Below are 16,576 nucleotides of genomic sequence, written 5' to 3'. Positions count from 1 at the left end.
GTGTTACCGAACGTCAGAATGGCGACATCCAGGTCATTGAGTTTTCGGGTATTTTTCTCACATCAAAGTTCATTCGTGACGAATTCCCGGTCGAATGTCAAGCAATTCTGTTGCCAGAATGACGAAAGCGCACACTGTACCTGATAAAATTCGTTACGCAACTTTATTAGCATGCAAAAGCAAATCCCGCCAGCCAGCCCCTGTTTCTTATCCCCTCGGATAACAGGGAAAATTTGCCCCCGAAGCGACCCAGGCGTAGACTATTGTCACTGTTTAAGGAGTGGAATATGCAGAATACGACCCAACCCATTGACCGAGCTTCTTTGCTTATCGAAGCAAACAAACTCATTCGCGACCATGAAGACACCCTGACGGGAATTGAAGCGACTGGCGTGGAACAACGTAATGGCGTGCTGGTGTTCAGCGGTGAATACTTCCTTGATGAACAAGGGCTACCCACCCCGAAAAGCACCGCCGTGTTTAACATGTTTAAATACCTGGCGCATACCCTCTCAGAGAAGTACCACCTGGTCGATTAAAACGAAAACGCGAGGCATCTGCCTCGCGTTTTTCTTTACAGCAGCGGCTTTTGGCCGCGCTGCAACCAGCGTAGCAGCAGGCGATCCGCGCTTTCTGCCGCGCTATTGGTAAAACGGTCGAGCAGGCGCTTACGTCGGGTGAAGCGCACCCCCACCAGCTCACGGCCTTCCATCAGGTTGAGCAGGAGGTCATCGCTGGTACCCACTTCATCCACCAGCCCTTTCTCCTGCGCCTGCGTGCCGTACCAGTGTTCGCCCGTAGCCAGCTGCTCAATGTCCAGCGTTGGGCGCATGCGGTGCACGAAATCTTTGAACAGATGGTGGGTTTCGTTCAGATCTTCCCGGAATTTCTGCCGTCCCTCTTCGGTATTTTCGCCGAGCAGCGTCAGCGTACGTTTGTACTGACCCGCCGTATGCAGTTCGATGTCGATCTCTTTATTTTTCAGGAAACGATTGAAGTTAGGGATCTGCGCGACCACCCCAATCGAGCCGATAATGGAGAACGGTGCCGCGACGATTTTATCCGCCACGCACGCCATCAAATAGCCGCCACTCGCCGCGACCTTATCTACCGCAACGGTGAGTGGGATCTGTTTATCCCGCAGACGTTGTAACTGCGAAGCCGCCAGTCCATACCCATGCACTACGCCGCCCGGGCTTTCAAGGCGTACCACCACCTGATCCTGGGCTGTCGCCACGGCCAGCACCGCCGTCACTTCTTCACGCAGAGAGGAGACTTCATGCGCATCCATGCTACCTTTAAAATCGAGCACATAGACGCGCGGTTTTGCGTCAGCCTGTGGCGTGGCGAGCTTAGCTTTCGCCTTCGCGGCTTTGGCGTCCTGCTTATGTTTTTTCTTCTGGGCTTTTAGCCACAGCTTCTGTTGATGATCGTCAAGCAGCGCCAGAGACATCTCCTCCTGCATCTCTTTATACTGCTCGCTCAGGCGGGTAATGCGTAACTCACCACGCTGACGCTTACGCTGCGTCAGGTTGACAATCAGGACGGCAATCACCGCGACAGCAATAACCACCGTCGCGATTTTGGCCAAAAACAACCCATACTGAGAAAGTAATTCCACGCGTTCCACCTTGATTTAACCACGAATCTTTCACGCCAGTGTACAACAGCCCTGCGCAGGCGTCTCGCTCTGGACATTACCTCTGCGAGGCGGCTTCAGGAATCCCCCGCTTCTGGTTTAAATCTTTGCAAATTGTTAATTTCCCAGCGTTCTGTCCTGTAGACTGATTGAATTCTGACGCTGTTTCGGGCATAAAGCCGAAAAGTCATAAATAAAGGTGCAAGTCACGCCCAATGCGCCTGAGGAGCCACCGTGCATTATCAGCCACAAAAAAACCTTCTACAGAACCGCATCATTCTGGTTACCGGTGCCAGCGACGGGATTGGTCGCGAAGCGGCGCTGACCTATTCTGAATACGGTGCGAGCCTTATTCTGCTGGGACGTAATGAAGAAAAGCTCAAGGCCGTCGCCCGTGAAATCGAAAACGCCGGCGGTACCCCCACGCCCTGGTATACGCTCGATCTGCTGACCTGTACGTCAGCGTCATGTCAGGCCCTTGCCCAGCGTATCAGCACGCATTATCCGCGTCTGGACGGCGTACTGCACAACGCGGGGTTACTGGGCGAAGTGCGCCCGATGGATGAACAGGATCCGGAGATTTGGCAGCAGGTGATGCAGGTTAACGTCAACGGGACGTTTTTCCTGACCCAGGCCTTGCTTCCTTTATTACTCAACTCCGATTCCGGCTCGCTGGTATTTACCTCCTCCAGCGTGGGGCGTCAGGGGCGTGCGAACTGGGGGGCTTACGCCGTCTCAAAATTTGCCACCGAAGGAATGATGCAGGTGCTGGCCGAAGAGTACCAAAGCCGCCACCTGCGGGTTAACTGTATTAATCCAGGCGGTACGCGCACCAAAATGCGCGCCAGCGCCTTCCCGACAGAAGATCCGCAGAAGCTTAAAACCCCGGCCGATATCATGCCCCTTTACCTGTGGCTGATGGGTGACGACAGCCGTCGCAAAACCGGATTGACCTTCGATGCCCAGCCAGGCCGCAAACCGGGGATATCGCAATGAGTGATGATCGTCATCAGCAGCGCCAGCAGCGTCTGAAAGAACAGGTTGATGCACGCGTGGCGGCCGCTCAGGACGAGCGCGGTATCCTAATCGTGTTCACCGGCAACGGCAAAGGCAAAACCACCGCCGCATTTGGGACCGCCACCCGCGCAGTCGGGCATGGGCAGAAAGTGGGCGTGATCCAGTTTATCAAGGGTGAATGGCCCAACGGCGAGCGTAATCTGCTCGAGCCGCATGGCGTTGAGTTTCAGGTAATGGCAACCGGTTTTACCTGGGATACCCAGAACCGGGAAACCGATACCGCAGCCTGCCTCGCCGTCTGGGAGCATGCCAAAAGAATGCTTTCAGACCCGTCGCTGAACATGGTGTTGCTGGATGAGATCACCTATATGGTGGCGTATGACTACCTGCCGCTGGAAGCCGTGCTGGAGGCCCTCAGGAACCGCCCTGCACACCAGACGGCGATCGTCACGGGGCGCGGGTGTCATCGGGACATTCTGGAGCTGGCCGATACCGTCAGCGAGCTGCGTCCGGTTAAGCATGCGTTCGATGCGGGTATCAAAGCGCAAATTGGGATTGATTACTGAAAAAAAAGCCCGGTATATTCACCGGGCTTTTCAATTAACCGTTGTTATTACGGCTGCCAGAGCGGCGATTGCTGCTGACCTGGCTATGACGTTTCACCGCACGGCGGATTTGATTCGCCTTCATGCGACGACGATCTTTCTCTACCGCCACTTTCGACGTGGTTTCTGGCGTCAGGCCAACCAGATCGCGCAGGTAGTTGGTTTGCGTCAGATCCAGTTCGGTATAGCCGCCACGTGGCAGGCCTTTCGGCAGCAGAATGTCGCCATAGCGGACGCGAATCAAGCGACTCACCTGGACACCGACCGCTTCCCACAGTCGACGCACCTCGCGGTTACGTCCCTCTGTCAGGGTAACGTTGTACCACTGGTTAATGCCTTCACCACCGGTAAACTTGATGGTTTTGAACGCCGCAGGGCCGTCCTCCAGCTGAACACCACGCGACAGATCGCGCAGTTTGTTCTCATCAACCTGGCCGAAAACACGAACGGCGTATTCACGTTCCACTTCACGACTCGGGTGCATCAGACGGTTTGCCAGTTCACCATCGGTGGTGAACAGCAGCAGGCCGCAGGTGTTCACATCCAGACGCCCTACGGCAATCCAGCGGGCGCCACGCAATTTTGGCAGACGGTCAAACACCGTCGGGCGACCTTCCGGGTCGTTGCGGGTACACAGTTCGCCTTCCGGCTTGTAGTAAGCCAGTACGCGGCAGATCTGTTCAGCAGACTCTTTCACGGAGATAAGATGGCCGTCAATGCGGATCTTCAGCCCCGGTACGATTTCAACGCGGTCACCGAGCGTGGCGATTTTACCGTCCACACTCACGCGGCCTGCTTCAATAATGGCTTCGATTTCACGGCGCGAACCGTGGCCGGCGCGCGCCAGCACTTTCTGTAACTTCTCGCTCATTGAGCTTCCTCAGGTGTCGCCTTCACAGGCGTCTGGTATACTTTCTAAAACAACGAGTTAGCCAATAAATCGACTTAACTCACTGATCTGTAACTCTTTCATGGTACACAGCATGGCAAACAACGTGTCACACAAGCTGTCACACACAATGATTCGTGGGCGCACATACTACACTAACTTTAGACTAAATGATTCAACAAGTTTTGTGCGTCTGAGTCTCGGTACTGATAGCCGAAAGCAAGCAGAAGTGATCATGAATCAGATCCGCCCTTTCATTCCCCTTGTGCAGAATGGAACGATGAGCCTCGAAGAGTTCAAACGCAAAATGCAAGGCTACCGAGCTGCCACTAAGCAGGACTTTGACAACTATCTTCTACATGCACTCGAAAGAGATATTGCAGAGGTGGAGCGTCTGCCGGAGTTAGGACAGTGGCACAGAAACATACATCCTAATTGTCTATTATCTGCTTCAGATACGGTAGAAGCCGCACAAGGCTATTCGGAAGCTCACTTCCAACGCGTGGTTAATGGTAGCGATCAGACAGCAAACGAAGTGCTTGCAAGTCTTCACATGAAGAAACTTGAACTTTCCAAGGGAGATTTGCCCTTTGCGAATCAAGTAGGTGCTGCACTTGATATGAGCCGCGCGACCGTCGCGCAAGCCTATGAAGCATTCTATTCGAAAGATTTGCTACGATATCGCCAACTCATTGCAACACTGCAAAATCAGTTAGAAGAGCAGAAACTAAAATCTTCACCCCAAAGTAGGGTTGAAACAAACCAGGCTTTTTCAACGGAAGTTAAAGATACCGCAAGCCAAGCAATCAAACTTTCCGAAGCATGGACGCAGTATGTTGAAGAAAAAGGTCAAAAATGGCGAGCAAGCATCGCTAACGAGAACCAGCGTTTCTTTGATGTGCTGATTTACGTTATTGGTGATAAACCGATTGATCGGGTTACTAAGCAAGATATTCGTGAAGCGCTGAAAGTGACCGAAAACTTACCTACTCGTACTAAGCTGCCATACAAGCGCCTATCTTTGCCTGAATGCATTGATTATGACGTACCAGAGGAAGATCTGATCAGTAGTCAGCATGTTGAAAAACATCTCAAGATCTGGCGCTCGCTTTTTAAAACTTACCTCGTCGAAACCAAAGACCAGTTAGAGAAATCCCCAACCGATGGAATCACATATGAGGTGAAGCCTAATCGGAGAGGTCATTTCAGCAACACTGAGTTGAGTAAGCTTAAAACCAAGCTGTTCTCACTGGAAAATAACGATTGGCGCAAATGGTACTTCCTCACCCTCATTTATACTGGTGCTCGACGTGGCGAGATTGCCTCTATCAGAAAGCGGGACATCCGTTTAGATGAAGAAACTTCACGCTGGTACATTTATATAGAAGACGGGAAAACCGAACATGCCCAACGCCAGATACCACTCAATAAGGTTTTAGAGTCAGGTTTACTCAGTCTTGCCGATGCTCTAAACGATGGTGATCTGATTTTCAGTGACTTACCTAACTACACCACAGCAACAGTCGAATGGGGTAAGTTGATGAATGAAACAGGTATCCCTGATTATGATGAGTTTGGGCTAAAAAGGCGCATACATAGTCTTCGTCACACCTTCGTAAGCCATTGCCTTGCATCTGGGGGCGTGTCTTTACCTTTGATGCAGTTTGTAGTTGGTCATTCCCGAACCCAAAGTTTAGGCGTCACCTCTATTTACACGCATCGCCCACCGCTTAAAGACCTGTTATGTGTAGTTGACTTCCAGAACTAAAAAAGGGGCTGATGCCCCATTTATATCTTCCCGCTCAAGAACACATAAATCCTCAGCCCCCTAACCCATGATTAGGAATGATCTGAAATTTATTTTCCCCCCATATTTCAATCGCTTATATCAATCGTTATTATCAATCGTATATTGCTAATTGATCGCTTTTATTGATCAGCATTTTTAAATGCATCATTATCAGTCTGTTACATTCATGGAGTAAACACATGCAGACTCAATTTATCGCGGAAATAATTGTGAGCATTGACGAGAGGTTGTTAGGCGTTGAGCTTCTCACTCGCTTCATTACCTCAGATGGACGTCCCCTTCACCCTGAGTTCGTAATTTCATCTTGGGATTTAGATAGGAAGCGGCTTTTCCTATACGAACAATGTGGAAACATTGCCATTAAGCAAACGTGGTTCGAGCAAAAGAATCTATTTTGTACACTGAACATTGATCAGCAAATGGCTTTTCTGATACGTCATGACTACATACTTAGACAAACTTTCGAATCGATGCCATTCATCAAACTTGAACTTTCTGAGCATTTCCCTGGTTTGGATAAGGGATTGAAAAGTCCCTTATTAAAATCGCTGAGCCAGGGTGTAAATGGGCTATGGCTCGATGACCTTGGCGCAGGAAACGCGAATGTAGTTAGTTTGATGGAAGGATACTTTGAGGTTGTAAAGGTAGATCGCTGCTTCTTTAATGAACAGGTGCAGAAACCAACCTTCAACCAGCTGATTGCATCAATCAAAAAACACTGTGACAAAATTATTATTGAAGGGATTGAGAATAGAGATCATATGGGGTTACTGCGTGAGGTGGGGATTTGGGGATTACAGGGGTATCTTTTTAAATCTGTCCCTTTTAAAAACGTGGATTTATTGCTGTAGTGTTGAAACCATCAAAAAAGGGGCTTACGCCCCTTTGATGTATCACCCGCCTGTACTGCTTTGACCGCTCAAGGCTGACAAGGTTAGTGACTGTGCGAAACTTGCTTGTGAGGCTCTCGCCTGGAAATCAATGTAATCGCTTAATCTTGAGCTATCGCTGGCAATGGTGAGCGGAACAGACGCTTCAAGATTGAGATTGAATACAGGTGCAAGGTTGTACGATGGCGCACTATTGGTGCTGGTTAGGGATGATATAGCAGAATCACGAAGCGCTCCCCCTCGCAGAGAATCACCATTCAGGCCGTACTGTTCTACCGCTGTCCCTGTAGGCTTATCATCTATTCCTAACCAACCTTTAACAGCATGACCGACACTACGGGTATTAAACCCTGTCTTGTCCTGCACCCAATCGGCAGCACTGTTGGCACTTCCTGTAACAGCACCATCATACAAACTCTGTGCCGCTGGTTTGTTAGCATTGCTAAACCACTCTGGGAAACGAGAGCGAAGCCCAGCATTGATATCACTCACCACACTGGAAATCTCACCCACAAATCCGGTGATTTCTTTCGAGAGATTGCCTAACCCCTCTCCGAGCATTCCAGCCGATTCAGTAATCACTTTGGTGTTCTTCACAAGGTCATCACCACCATCAGCGAAGCCTTTCATGAATCCGGTGAATAAAGAATTATCCACACCATTCATCAGATTACCCATTGCCACAGACAGATCGCCGTAAGCGTAGGTTTGTTTGATTTGCTCGTCGTTAAGAGTTTGACCACTTTCCACAAGCTGTTTCAGCGTCTTGTTATACTCAGCTCCGTTATTCATGAACATATCTGTGTAGTGCATCAGGTCATCACCTAAACTCTCAATCAGCGTACCAATCTGAGCCTGTGACATACCACGGCGTTGCCCTTCATTCACTGTAGCTTGAACAAAATCGAGTGGTGAATCTTGGAACTTGGAAATCTGATCCTTACTCCATCCAAATTTGTTCATTATCGACGTAATGCCACCATCCCCACCCTTCCATTCGCCATTCTTCATTTGAGCATCGTTAACAGTCATGGCGAGGCGTTCACGAACATCTTTCATATTATCAACGGCTTTAGATGTATTAGCTGAGTCAACCCCATGTTGCTGCCCCCAGGCTACCATTGTCTTGATTGCATTAGGATTTGTCTTAACAAGAGCCGACTGTCGCACCAGGTCAAGATTTTCATTCCCTTTGTCAACAATTCGCTGCCCCACTCCGAGGGAGCCAGCCGTTAACGCAAGGCTTCCTAATACCCCACCACCGACGATAGGAGCATTCCCGCCCTTCTGAGCCTTTAGCTTAGTGGCTGCTGCGGCATACTGGGTACGCTGTGCCTGTGTCACTTTGGCTTGCTGTGCGGCTTCTCTGCGTAACAGGGTTACACGCTCACGAATAGATGCGTTCATACGGGCACTGGTCAGATTGCCTTTGGCAAATTCCTCTGTTTGCTGACGTATGAAACGTAACGCTTCATATTGAGATTTAGGATCAAGTCCGTATTTACCTTTAATTCCTGACACTTGTAGCCCTGCATGGCGAAGTTTAAGCTCGGCTGTCTCTTGGCGCTTCTGTAGCTGCTGCTTCGCTTTCAGATTGGCCTTTTCATCCCTGGCTTTCTGCTTCTGCGCCGCACGTTGGGCTTTCATTTCCTTCGTATCACGAGGTTTATCATTAAAACGCGCATCATCGGCTTGTTGACGAGCTTTCTGTCTGCGCTGCTTCTGAGCCTGGAAGCGAATCTTAGGATCGGCTATTTTCTGGAAGTGCTTTTGAAGGTTATCCGCTGCGGCTTTAGCCAGAGCAATGCTCTGCTTATCCACCACGAATGTAACCGTATTGCGGATCTGACTGACCGAAATATCAAGCATCGCCACCGCCTTTCTTACTCACCAGATAATTAAGTGCATCTGATACACTACGCCCACGATGTAATAACTGACGTAGATGACCGTGATCTATTTCAAGCACACGACACACTCCCGCCAGATTTAATAACTCTTCTGCTGTTTCAGCATTTACGGCGAGGTGAAGCCCCGCGCTTTTTAAAATCACTTGCATCTATCTTTCCTCATATTCTGGAAATAAAAAGGGGCAAGGGCTGGCGCATTTGCTTTGCGTGTTCCAGTTCCCTACGCCCCTGATTAAAAGCTCTTCTTTATTTCAGACGGGAAGAACTACCGTCTATCGCTCGTTATTCTGAGGCTTTAATGTGAACGGAGAAGTTCAGGCCGTGGTTAACTGGCAGTGCTGAGTTTTCCGAGATCACGTTGATCGTGTTTCCGCGCTCACTTTCGAAGCTCCAGCTATAAACTTCCGCAGGTGCAGCATTAAGGAGTTCGAACGTTGACGAAGCCGCGCCGTAGATATTGGTGTAAATACCACTTCCCTTAGCGAATTGCGGGATGGCGATAGCGTCGGCATCACCCATTTGTGCGATCAGGAGCGGATCTGTCACCTTGATCACATCTACATTTGAGCCAGGGATCGAAAAGGTGCTTACACCTGGAAGTAGTTCACGATGCTGGAACACTACGTTCCCTTCATCAAGTGGGCTGACATAGCGGAAAGCCGCCTCCATCGCAGGACTGAAACGCAGATCGCTATAGAATCCACCCTTGGCGAAAACAATAATTCGCTCCACTGCCGACGCCTGGCTTTGTGCCGCTTCGGTGATTTGACTCACCATGTCGTCAATCGCACGTAGAGTGCTGCTATCTGTAGCTGACAGATCAAGAGTGGCATTCATCGGGGCTACGCCGAACAGGTCGCCAAAGTCGATTAACAGATCGTCTGTCTTAGGTGTATAAACCTGACCAGAGAACAGAGAACGTGCGAGGTAACTTTCACGAGTACGCATAAACGCTACAGCGTGTTTACCCATGTAATCGCTGTAAATGTCCGTCACTGTTTCTTGAATGTCGCTTCCTGGTTTGCGCTTGCCCTGGATATCTGCCGGAACAATAAGATCCTCCCTCATAAAGAAGGGAAGCTCGATCAGCCATTCTTTGCCGCTCTGACGGGATGTTACGTTATGCTCGTTTGAGAAACGCGCCGTAGGCTGGTTGAACAGGCTGGTGTTATCTTCCAGCAGACGGGACACACTAACTTTATGAGAAGAAACGCCTACACCATCAAAGAGATTTAGAGAACTGAGTAGGAAATTTCTGGTGCTGGTTAGCTGGAATAACGGGGAAAGGTCGATACGCTCATTTCCAATAATCATTATTATCTTCCTTGCTTAAGAGGTGAAAAATTCACGAGTGGCGAAGCCTTGCGCCTGTAATGCGCTGATCGCTGCTGCGTGGTTAGCTGCGTTGAGATTGTCGATCTTGAGGGCAACGTATGATCCAACGTTGGGAGCGCGTAGGACGTTCACAGGCTTATTACTTCCAGCTTGAACGAAGTCGGACACGACGACATAAGCCACATTCCCAGAGGTATAGAGAGCGCCAGTGCTATCGAGCACATCGCCGCACTGCACATCAGCAGGAAGAGAAGCGAACACTTTACTGTCTACTGCTGCAAAATTGTCGGTCGCAGCACTCACAATATCTGTGTAGCTTTTACGTACCGGAAAGACTTCTGATAGGTCAATAATCATTGTTTGGTTGATTCCTTATTTACTTTACGTGCAATCAAATCCTGAATAGTTGTTTCTTGTTTTGGTGATTCGTCAGGAAAATACGTATCCATCGCTTTGATCACTTCATCAACCGAACAACCAGCATACTGAGCCACCATCTCAATCATCTAAGGATTGACGGTGAGAACATCATTTTTATATTTGAGTACACGCGATTTGTTATTTAATAGAAACATGTTGTTCCTTCGCGTTTTATTAACTTTTCTGTTACGCATTGAGCGTAAGAAAGGCGACCGAAGTCGCCAGGAGATATGCCCTTGTTAGAAAGCATTCTGTTAAAATCATTTTCGTTTCGGAGGATCATGATGTTAAAGAATGACATCTAAAATAATGAAGGGCGCAACTGTTACGAATAACAGAAGAAGGATCGCCCGTCATTGCTCCCACTTCAAAACAGAAGCCCTTCTGTCATGGCGAGAAGTGGGAATGGAATCTCAATATCACCACTGGAATAGTAATAAGAGATTGCCAGCCTGAACGTAACTACCACTGACGGCATTTATTCAGTCTGACTACATTCACCCTAACGGAATGAATGAGTAAAGAGCGAATGCTCTTTCTGAAAAAGTCGGAGATGCGCGGTGATTGCGATGCAATACCAACACAACGAGACATTACATCCCGCGCATTCCTTCGGAACTAAACAAGACAAAGAAGAAAGAACCAACACTTTCAGAGAGAACATTCGAATGGAAAGAGTGCCACTATGGGAAACGGCATTCAGGAGGGAGAAGTGATTCGAATACTATCCCTACTTCTTATTCTATAACATTTCTGTTAATTTGTCAATACCTAAACCAACATTTTATTCACTTTCCTTGCATTTTTATTCAAGTTCACTTACTGCGTATTTCTCGGCAATGACTCCTGCCAGTTCCGCAAGTTCGGCGGTGATGTATTGCAGGGAGCAAGCAAGCTCTTCAAGGTCATTCGCAATGCGCCACGCCTGATCCACGGTGACGGTATCCCCGTTCATCTGCACCAGGTGCTCTACAGCAGCGCTCCAGTGTTCAAGGGCGGTAATTGCCTGTTCAGTGTATTGTATCGCTTCCAGAAGCGCGGAGGGCGTTCTCTCACGCCACGCCTTATTAACAAGCCGCAGGGCTGGTAAATGCCAAATGTCGTGGAAAGAGTTAATTAGGGTGTTCACGATGTTCACGATGTCCATAGTTTTATTATTCATTGTTTTCCTTGTCGTCAAAGAGAATGTCAAAATCTTGTATGTGGTGAGATAAGCCGTTAGTTTGGGAATACCCCACCCAGTCAATATAGTTTTCTGCGTATAGCTGCCACTTCTTAAGATTCGATGAATCAACACGGTATTCACGGCGGCGGCGTGGTTTATAGAAGACGTTATCCGAAGATGCTAAAACATCCTGCAATAGTTCATACTCTGCCCCTACGGGCACCGTTGCAGGGTATTCTATTATTTCGGTGATCCATTCTCCTGGAATAGACTCTCGTGCGAGGTCTTGTAGAGAAGAGGTGTATTTACGTTTGCTGACGCGTGTTGCTTGTTCTATCCGTTTAATTGGATTTCGTTCTTTTCGTCCCATTCATTCCTCGTAGAGGGGAAACTCCTTTTTTTCTCGTTAATGTCCATACTGCGTAAAATGCAAATAACCAATACATAGCGATGATCATAAAAGTTTCCCGTAGATTTTATTAGTTGTTTGAGTAGATGATCTCATAATCCGAGATCATTGATTTTACTGTTACGTCAAAATAGCCAGTTTCTTTAAAGTCGATCACACCGAATGATTTTAACGTGTGAAGCCAGAACATCACACCGCCCTGCGAACATCCAGAACGTTCGATAATGTCACCAAGTCGGATCTTGGTTGGTTTGGATCTGTAAAAGTATTGCAGGGTTTCTAATACGCGCTTTCCAGCGTCGTTAATCTGAATACGGTCAACGCCGTATTTTACTAAGTATTGAATCATAATCCTCCTGGTTATTAATGGCTACAAGCGCCCTGTTCTTTCGAAGAGATTTCTCTTCATTTTCAGATGTTCTATGGCTTTCGGGTTTGTTAGCTTCCCCTGACTCTCGAATAAAACGAGATAAGGCAGATCAAAGTCATTAAACGTCTGGTGCCGATAAGATGTGTCGTTTAATCTTTCAAAGTTCCACCCATCTAAACGCTCGTCCCGTGGTTTCTTAAACTCGAATGGGGAAATGGCTTGCTGATTGGCTGGTGCTTTCTTTGGCGTTGGTTTCTTCGTGGGCTTTGGCTTCGGTGTTGGCTCCACTTTTTCCGGCGCTGGCGCTTCTTCTTCCGGCATATCGTCAAACTCGCACATCGGATCGGCTTCTGGAACAGGTTGCTTTTCTTCCTGCACCTCTGGCGCTACGTCTTCTTTGGCATTGCCAAAAACTGGATGTTTCATACAATCCACCCAATCAGGATCGGCTTTATCTTCCAGCGCGTTACGATCACGTTCTAAGAGGAAGTTTTCCGGCGTGAGCGGTGTAACAGTCCATTGATTGGATCGCTTTGGATTATCACTGGAAATAAGACCGATCTTTCTCAGCTTTGCAACAATACGTGTTGCCGTTGCTGGGCTGACACCAATACTTTGACCAAGCTGATCGACGTTATCGTAATAAGTACCGCCCAACTCTTTCACGAAGTAATAGTAGCGATGCCGCATCCTGACGTAAAAATCTTTGTCATTGTTTGTGAGTGACTCTGTAATGCCTGATTTCAGATTGGTGATCCTGGTGCATTCGAGAAATGCTGTTTCAGATGGAACATAATCGAAATCGTTAGTATCGATGTATTTTATTTTGGTCATTGGTTATTATTCCTTGTTTGTCGTCACCGCTTGCGCGGTTAATAGGTGAGTTTGGGATCACTTGCCCTCTGTTAATTTCTCCGCGTGCTGGTCAAGAATAGAAAGAATGTATTCTCTTACGGTAATTCTCTGCGCTCTCGCTGCCTTAAAAAGGGCTTGAAACGTTGAATCATCAATTTTCAGAGTAGTGAATGCCTTCCCCTTTGGGGTTGCGTTTATAATGTCGCTCATATGGTTTCTCCTTCTGGTTTATTCGTTGGCGGTGGTTTCAGCCTGTTCAGCTTTCCATTGATCGTAAAGTTCGATTCCTTTACGCAATCTTTCAGCGTGTTCCAAATATCCTTGACGCTGTGCTGCTGCTCGCTGGCTGTTAAGTGCCTTGCGGGTCTTGTCTCCAGTTTTCAAAGCCTCGAAGACAAGTTCTGGATTAAAATACTTAATGTTGATTCTCCTTGCGTGAGATAAACGAAAACACCGTCCAGGGGAGAACGTTATTAACGTTGCCTGATAGTGCGGTGTGATTTGGATTGTTTGGGTCAGGCTGGATGCCTAATAAGATGACGGGATGAATGCTTTCCTCACCCGACAAAACTTACTATAACATGAAATGATTTCAAAGTCAATAGCTAATTTCAAAATTAAGTGAATTAAAATTTTAACACACTCAGGCTATTTGTTCAACCCCTTCTCACACTAACAAAACCTCCTGTATCGCGTTCTGAGAGCTTTTGTGATATCAGTAGTATCTGCATTCCCTACCATCTCAAAACCGCTTACAGCGCGTCTGAGGCGTTCTATTCGCATCACTTCCGCCCTCTGGCACTTACCGAAACCAATAGCACAACTACTGAGGGATAACGTTAGTTATCAGGATAGTAGGTGATGGTATTGGATTGAGGCTGGATGAACTGGAGCTATCAGCGACCAGTGAAGCCTTAGCCGTGGGCTAACTTTGCATGGATGAAATGCGGAGCATGGAAGACAGGCAGAAGTTATGCCGAAAGACATTGCGCACACGGCGCATAGCTTCTGTGCCTCGTTTCACGAGGGCGAAGCCCTGGCACAATCACAGACAGATGCGCTGATCGCTGCGTCGTGAGCGGCTGACCGAGTAGCCACCCAAAGGCGAATCAGGTCACTTGCCAGGCGACACACGCCAGCAAAGCGAATCTTTCACAAGATCTTCTAAAAGCTCTCTTTTAGAGATCGCTTTTAGAATCTCTTTGTATAGCACCTCAATTTGAGGGTTATCCTGCCAATCTATCCCTCATTTTGAGGGTTATATCTTGAGTTTATCCCTCAATTTGATGGCTATCCGATTATCACAGGTGCAAATACACCTCAATTTGAGGGTTATCCAAAGTACCGATCAGACCTTCACCCAACGGTAGACCGTCGCCCTGCTCACTACGAATCGCACATGCAACAATCCTAAGAACAGCCAGAGGAAAATCTTAGGTTATCTCTATCAAAACCATAAATTATTAACGCCAAAACCTATCTTAAATGACAGGTAAAGAATCGGTGTAGATGTAAGCCAAAGTAGATTGTTCACTTTCATTGTAAGAATGCCCCACTTAGCTAAACCGTTGTGTAGTGCTGAATACAGCGCCATTTGTCATGAAAACTACTTTGCACCCGTGCCAGATTTGTCGAACGAGTTCTCTCGTTTTATGTTATAAAGTAACAATTCGCTTTTTTTCCATGCTGAAACCCGTCATTTGGTTAGCATTCTAATCGTTTCTTAATGCAATCAATTCAGATGAGAATCATTATCATCTATCGTGCAATTTCGCCCCGCTTCGATACACTTTCGTAAAGTGTATTTTGTAACTATATGATTTTATTCAATCAGTGCACTTTTCCATCACTTCACCGTGCAAACAGGGGTAACTCCCCGTCATCGAAAATAAATTTCTTGACATAACCACAGTTTCATGAATCATTGATGAAATTTAATTTATTTTTATTTTTCAATCAGTTACAGATATTTGGTACTGACGGGCGGCAGAATTGGGGCGGCCTTGATCACGCCGTTAAGCAACTCAAGCAACCGCGCACACATTTTGATCATTTTGTGCTCTTCTTAAACATACGTATCGTACAACCTGTTGAAAATGATCAATTTCTGATCAATGATGTTTTCACCGAAACGAACATAAGGAGGGGTAAAGATGAAAGGTATTAGTCAGGCGCTAAAGAGTGCAGACGAAGTTAAGGCAGTAGCAGCAGAGCTACAGCGCAACGCCAGAAGCAACCTGTTTTATTGCTTGTGGGTGTTTATGTATGAAAGCGGTCTACGTATCTCTGATGTGCTCAAACTCCGGTACGAAGATGTAGAAGGGCAATCTCACCTTAAGGTGAAGCAGGAGAAAACCGGAAACGTAGTGAGGCCAAAGGTGACAGCCGCGATGCTGTCAGCCGTAGCGCAACGTAAGGCAGAGCAAGCCGATATGCCAGTGAAGACGGATTTCATCTTTAGCAAGGGCGATCTACGTAGTAAAGGCAACGCAGTAACCCGTAACACGGTATTCACTGAATTTGGGAAGATGGGACGTAGAGCCGGATTCTCTAACGTGGGCTGCCATACGCCGCGAAAAAGTCGGGGGCGAATCCTATTCGAAAATGGTGTAGCTATTGAAACTATCGCCCATTTCCTGGGGCAGACAGATCCACGTTCAACCATGTATTACATCGGGTACGGTCAGGACGTGCAGGACGATTTAACAGAGGAGTTTTCTTTAGAATGGTGATCACCATGAAAAGTTTGAATGTGCTGACGTTGGCAGTTTTGCCATCCTTGGCGAACGCCAGACGACTATAAACAAATGTTACATAACGTCAGTTTGTCTTTGGGAATATTTCTGAAAATGAATGGGTACAATTGCAGAATGATATGGGGAGTGATTAACTGCAAGCCTAATTTATTATCGATACTCACAGTAAGCTGAACATGAACAGCAAAAATAGAATTCAAAAAAAACTGCTGAAATATCATCACATTGACCTTAAGAACCCTCGTCACCAGTCGGATCTGGCAGGTTCGGACCTGCGGTTTATGGATCTTAGGAGGTTTAACTTGCGTAATATTAATTTATCGGGTTGCGATCTTTCGTTCAGCGATCTTCGGGGAGCCGATTTCTCATATGCCTCTCTGAAAGGGGCAAATCTCAGCCACTGTAAAACGGAAGGGGCGATTTTCAGTCACGCGAACTGTACCGGAGTGGACTTTTCAGGGAGTGACATACAAAAAGCTACTTTTACTGGGGCACTGACAGAGCGT

The 16,576-nt window shown here is 47.5% G+C and carries 18 protein-coding genes and 1 pseudogene; 7 read left to right on the top strand and 12 right to left on the bottom strand.

The window, feature by feature from the left end; translation table 11 throughout:
• The first annotated feature begins 287 nt into the window (after positions 1–287).
• Positions 288–539 carry a YciN family protein gene (locus SK58_RS12085; RefSeq protein ID WP_040117736.1) on the top strand — a complete coding sequence of 84 codons (252 nt, stop codon included), beginning with the start codon at positions 288–290 and terminating at the stop codon, positions 537–539.
• Positions 540–574: 35 nt separating this feature from the next.
• On the opposite strand, the gene sohB is transcribed toward SK58_RS12085, so the two are convergent.
• The gene (sohB, locus tag SK58_RS12080) at positions 575–1,621 is read right to left on the bottom strand and encodes a protease SohB (RefSeq protein ID WP_048219950.1); all 1,047 of its coding nucleotides are present in this window, start codon (positions 1,619–1,621) and stop codon (positions 575–577) included.
• A 252-nt stretch (positions 1,622–1,873) separates the two neighbouring features.
• Here sohB and SK58_RS12075 point away from each other — a divergent pair, with 252 nt between their 5' ends.
• Together SK58_RS12075 and cobO are read left to right on the top strand one after the other, a co-directional pair.
• On the top strand, positions 1,874–2,635 hold the full coding sequence (locus SK58_RS12075) for a YciK family oxidoreductase (RefSeq protein WP_045911819.1): 762 nt from the start codon (positions 1,874–1,876) through the stop codon (positions 2,633–2,635).
• Positions 2,632–3,222, top strand: coding sequence for a cob(I)yrinic acid a,c-diamide adenosyltransferase (cobO, locus tag SK58_RS12070; protein ID WP_015570385.1), 591 nt, complete (start codon positions 2,632–2,634; stop codon positions 3,220–3,222). The genes SK58_RS12075 and cobO overlap by 4 nt, the downstream gene beginning before the upstream one ends.
• 34 nt (positions 3,223–3,256) lie before the next feature.
• Here the strand turns inward: cobO and rluB are convergent, their stop codons facing one another.
• A complete protein-coding gene (gene rluB, locus SK58_RS12065; protein ID WP_003856794.1) occupies positions 3,257–4,132 on the bottom strand; it encodes a 23S rRNA pseudouridine(2605) synthase RluB in 876 nt (291 codons plus the stop codon).
• Between the two features lie 253 nt (positions 4,133–4,385).
• Between rluB and SK58_RS12060 the strand changes: the two genes are divergently transcribed.
• Both SK58_RS12060 and SK58_RS12055 read left to right on the top strand, forming a co-directional pair.
• On the top strand, positions 4,386–5,918 hold the full coding sequence (locus tag SK58_RS12060) for a tyrosine-type recombinase/integrase (RefSeq protein ID WP_080346849.1): 1,533 nt from the start codon (positions 4,386–4,388) through the stop codon (positions 5,916–5,918).
• Positions 5,919–6,139: 221 nt separating this feature from the next.
• Positions 6,140–6,811 carry an EAL domain-containing protein gene (locus tag SK58_RS12055; protein ID WP_032676205.1) on the top strand — a complete coding sequence of 224 codons (672 nt, stop codon included), beginning with the start codon at positions 6,140–6,142 and terminating at the stop codon, positions 6,809–6,811.
• A gap of 42 nt (positions 6,812–6,853) precedes the next feature.
• On the opposite strand, the gene SK58_RS12050 is transcribed toward SK58_RS12055, so the two are convergent.
• From SK58_RS12050 to SK58_RS23070, 10 genes are all read right to left on the bottom strand, one after another.
• Positions 6,854–8,719, bottom strand: a complete 1,866-nt coding sequence (locus SK58_RS12050) for a cell envelope integrity protein TolA (RefSeq protein ID WP_048219948.1) — start codon at positions 8,717–8,719, stop codon at positions 6,854–6,856.
• Positions 8,712–8,909, bottom strand: a complete 198-nt coding sequence (locus tag SK58_RS22345; protein ID WP_023306397.1) for a hypothetical protein — start codon at positions 8,907–8,909, stop codon at positions 8,712–8,714. The genes SK58_RS12050 and SK58_RS22345 overlap by 8 nt, the downstream gene beginning before the upstream one ends.
• Positions 8,910–9,042: 133 nt before the next feature.
• Positions 9,043–10,074 carry a major capsid protein gene (locus tag SK58_RS12045; protein WP_048219946.1) on the bottom strand — a complete coding sequence of 344 codons (1,032 nt, stop codon included), beginning with the start codon at positions 10,072–10,074 and terminating at the stop codon, positions 9,043–9,045.
• A 15-nt stretch (positions 10,075–10,089) separates the two neighbouring features.
• Entirely contained in the window at positions 10,090–10,452 is a 363-nt protein-coding gene (locus SK58_RS12040) for a hypothetical protein (protein ID WP_023304371.1), read from the bottom strand.
• Positions 10,449–10,601, bottom strand: coding sequence for a hypothetical protein (locus SK58_RS12035; RefSeq protein WP_255353780.1), 153 nt, complete (start codon positions 10,599–10,601; stop codon positions 10,449–10,451). The genes SK58_RS12040 and SK58_RS12035 overlap by 4 nt, the downstream gene beginning before the upstream one ends.
• A 719-nt stretch (positions 10,602–11,320) precedes the next feature.
• Positions 11,321–11,677, bottom strand: a complete 357-nt coding sequence (locus SK58_RS12030) for a hypothetical protein (protein WP_048219944.1) — start codon at positions 11,675–11,677, stop codon at positions 11,321–11,323.
• Positions 11,670–12,050, bottom strand: a complete 381-nt coding sequence (locus SK58_RS23190) for a hypothetical protein (RefSeq protein ID WP_048219942.1) — start codon at positions 12,048–12,050, stop codon at positions 11,670–11,672. Before SK58_RS23190 ends, SK58_RS12030 begins: the two co-directional genes overlap by 8 nt.
• A gap of 109 nt (positions 12,051–12,159) precedes the next feature.
• The gene (locus SK58_RS12020) at positions 12,160–12,438 is read right to left on the bottom strand and encodes a hypothetical protein (protein WP_032625260.1); all 279 of its coding nucleotides are present in this window, start codon (positions 12,436–12,438) and stop codon (positions 12,160–12,162) included.
• Positions 12,439–12,459: 21 nt separating this feature from the next.
• The gene (locus tag SK58_RS12015) at positions 12,460–13,293 is read right to left on the bottom strand and encodes a Fic family protein (protein ID WP_048219940.1); all 834 of its coding nucleotides are present in this window, start codon (positions 13,291–13,293) and stop codon (positions 12,460–12,462) included.
• A 57-nt stretch (positions 13,294–13,350) separates the two neighbouring features.
• Positions 13,351–13,524, bottom strand: coding sequence for a hypothetical protein (locus SK58_RS23070; protein WP_023306402.1), 174 nt, complete (start codon positions 13,522–13,524; stop codon positions 13,351–13,353).
• A gap of 1,943 nt (positions 13,525–15,467) precedes the next feature.
• Between SK58_RS23070 and SK58_RS12005 the strand changes: the two genes are divergently transcribed.
• Together SK58_RS12005 and SK58_RS23185 are read left to right on the top strand one after the other, a co-directional pair.
• A complete protein-coding gene (locus SK58_RS12005; protein WP_023306404.1) occupies positions 15,468–16,046 on the top strand; it encodes a tyrosine-type recombinase/integrase in 579 nt (192 codons plus the stop codon).
• Between the two features lie 200 nt (positions 16,047–16,246).
• Positions 16,247–16,549, top strand: a pseudogene (locus SK58_RS23185) (pentapeptide repeat-containing protein); the annotation flags it as partial.
• Positions 16,550–16,576 lie beyond the last annotated feature (27 nt).

Origin of the sequence: Enterobacter sp. BIDMC93, from assembly GCF_001037805.1 — a bacterium.
GTDB classification, from domain to species: Bacteria; Pseudomonadota; Gammaproteobacteria; order Enterobacterales; family Enterobacteriaceae; genus Enterobacter; species Enterobacter hormaechei_C.
The sequence above is the reverse complement of the archived record's forward strand: the minus strand, read 5'-3'. Positions and strand labels throughout refer to the sequence as shown.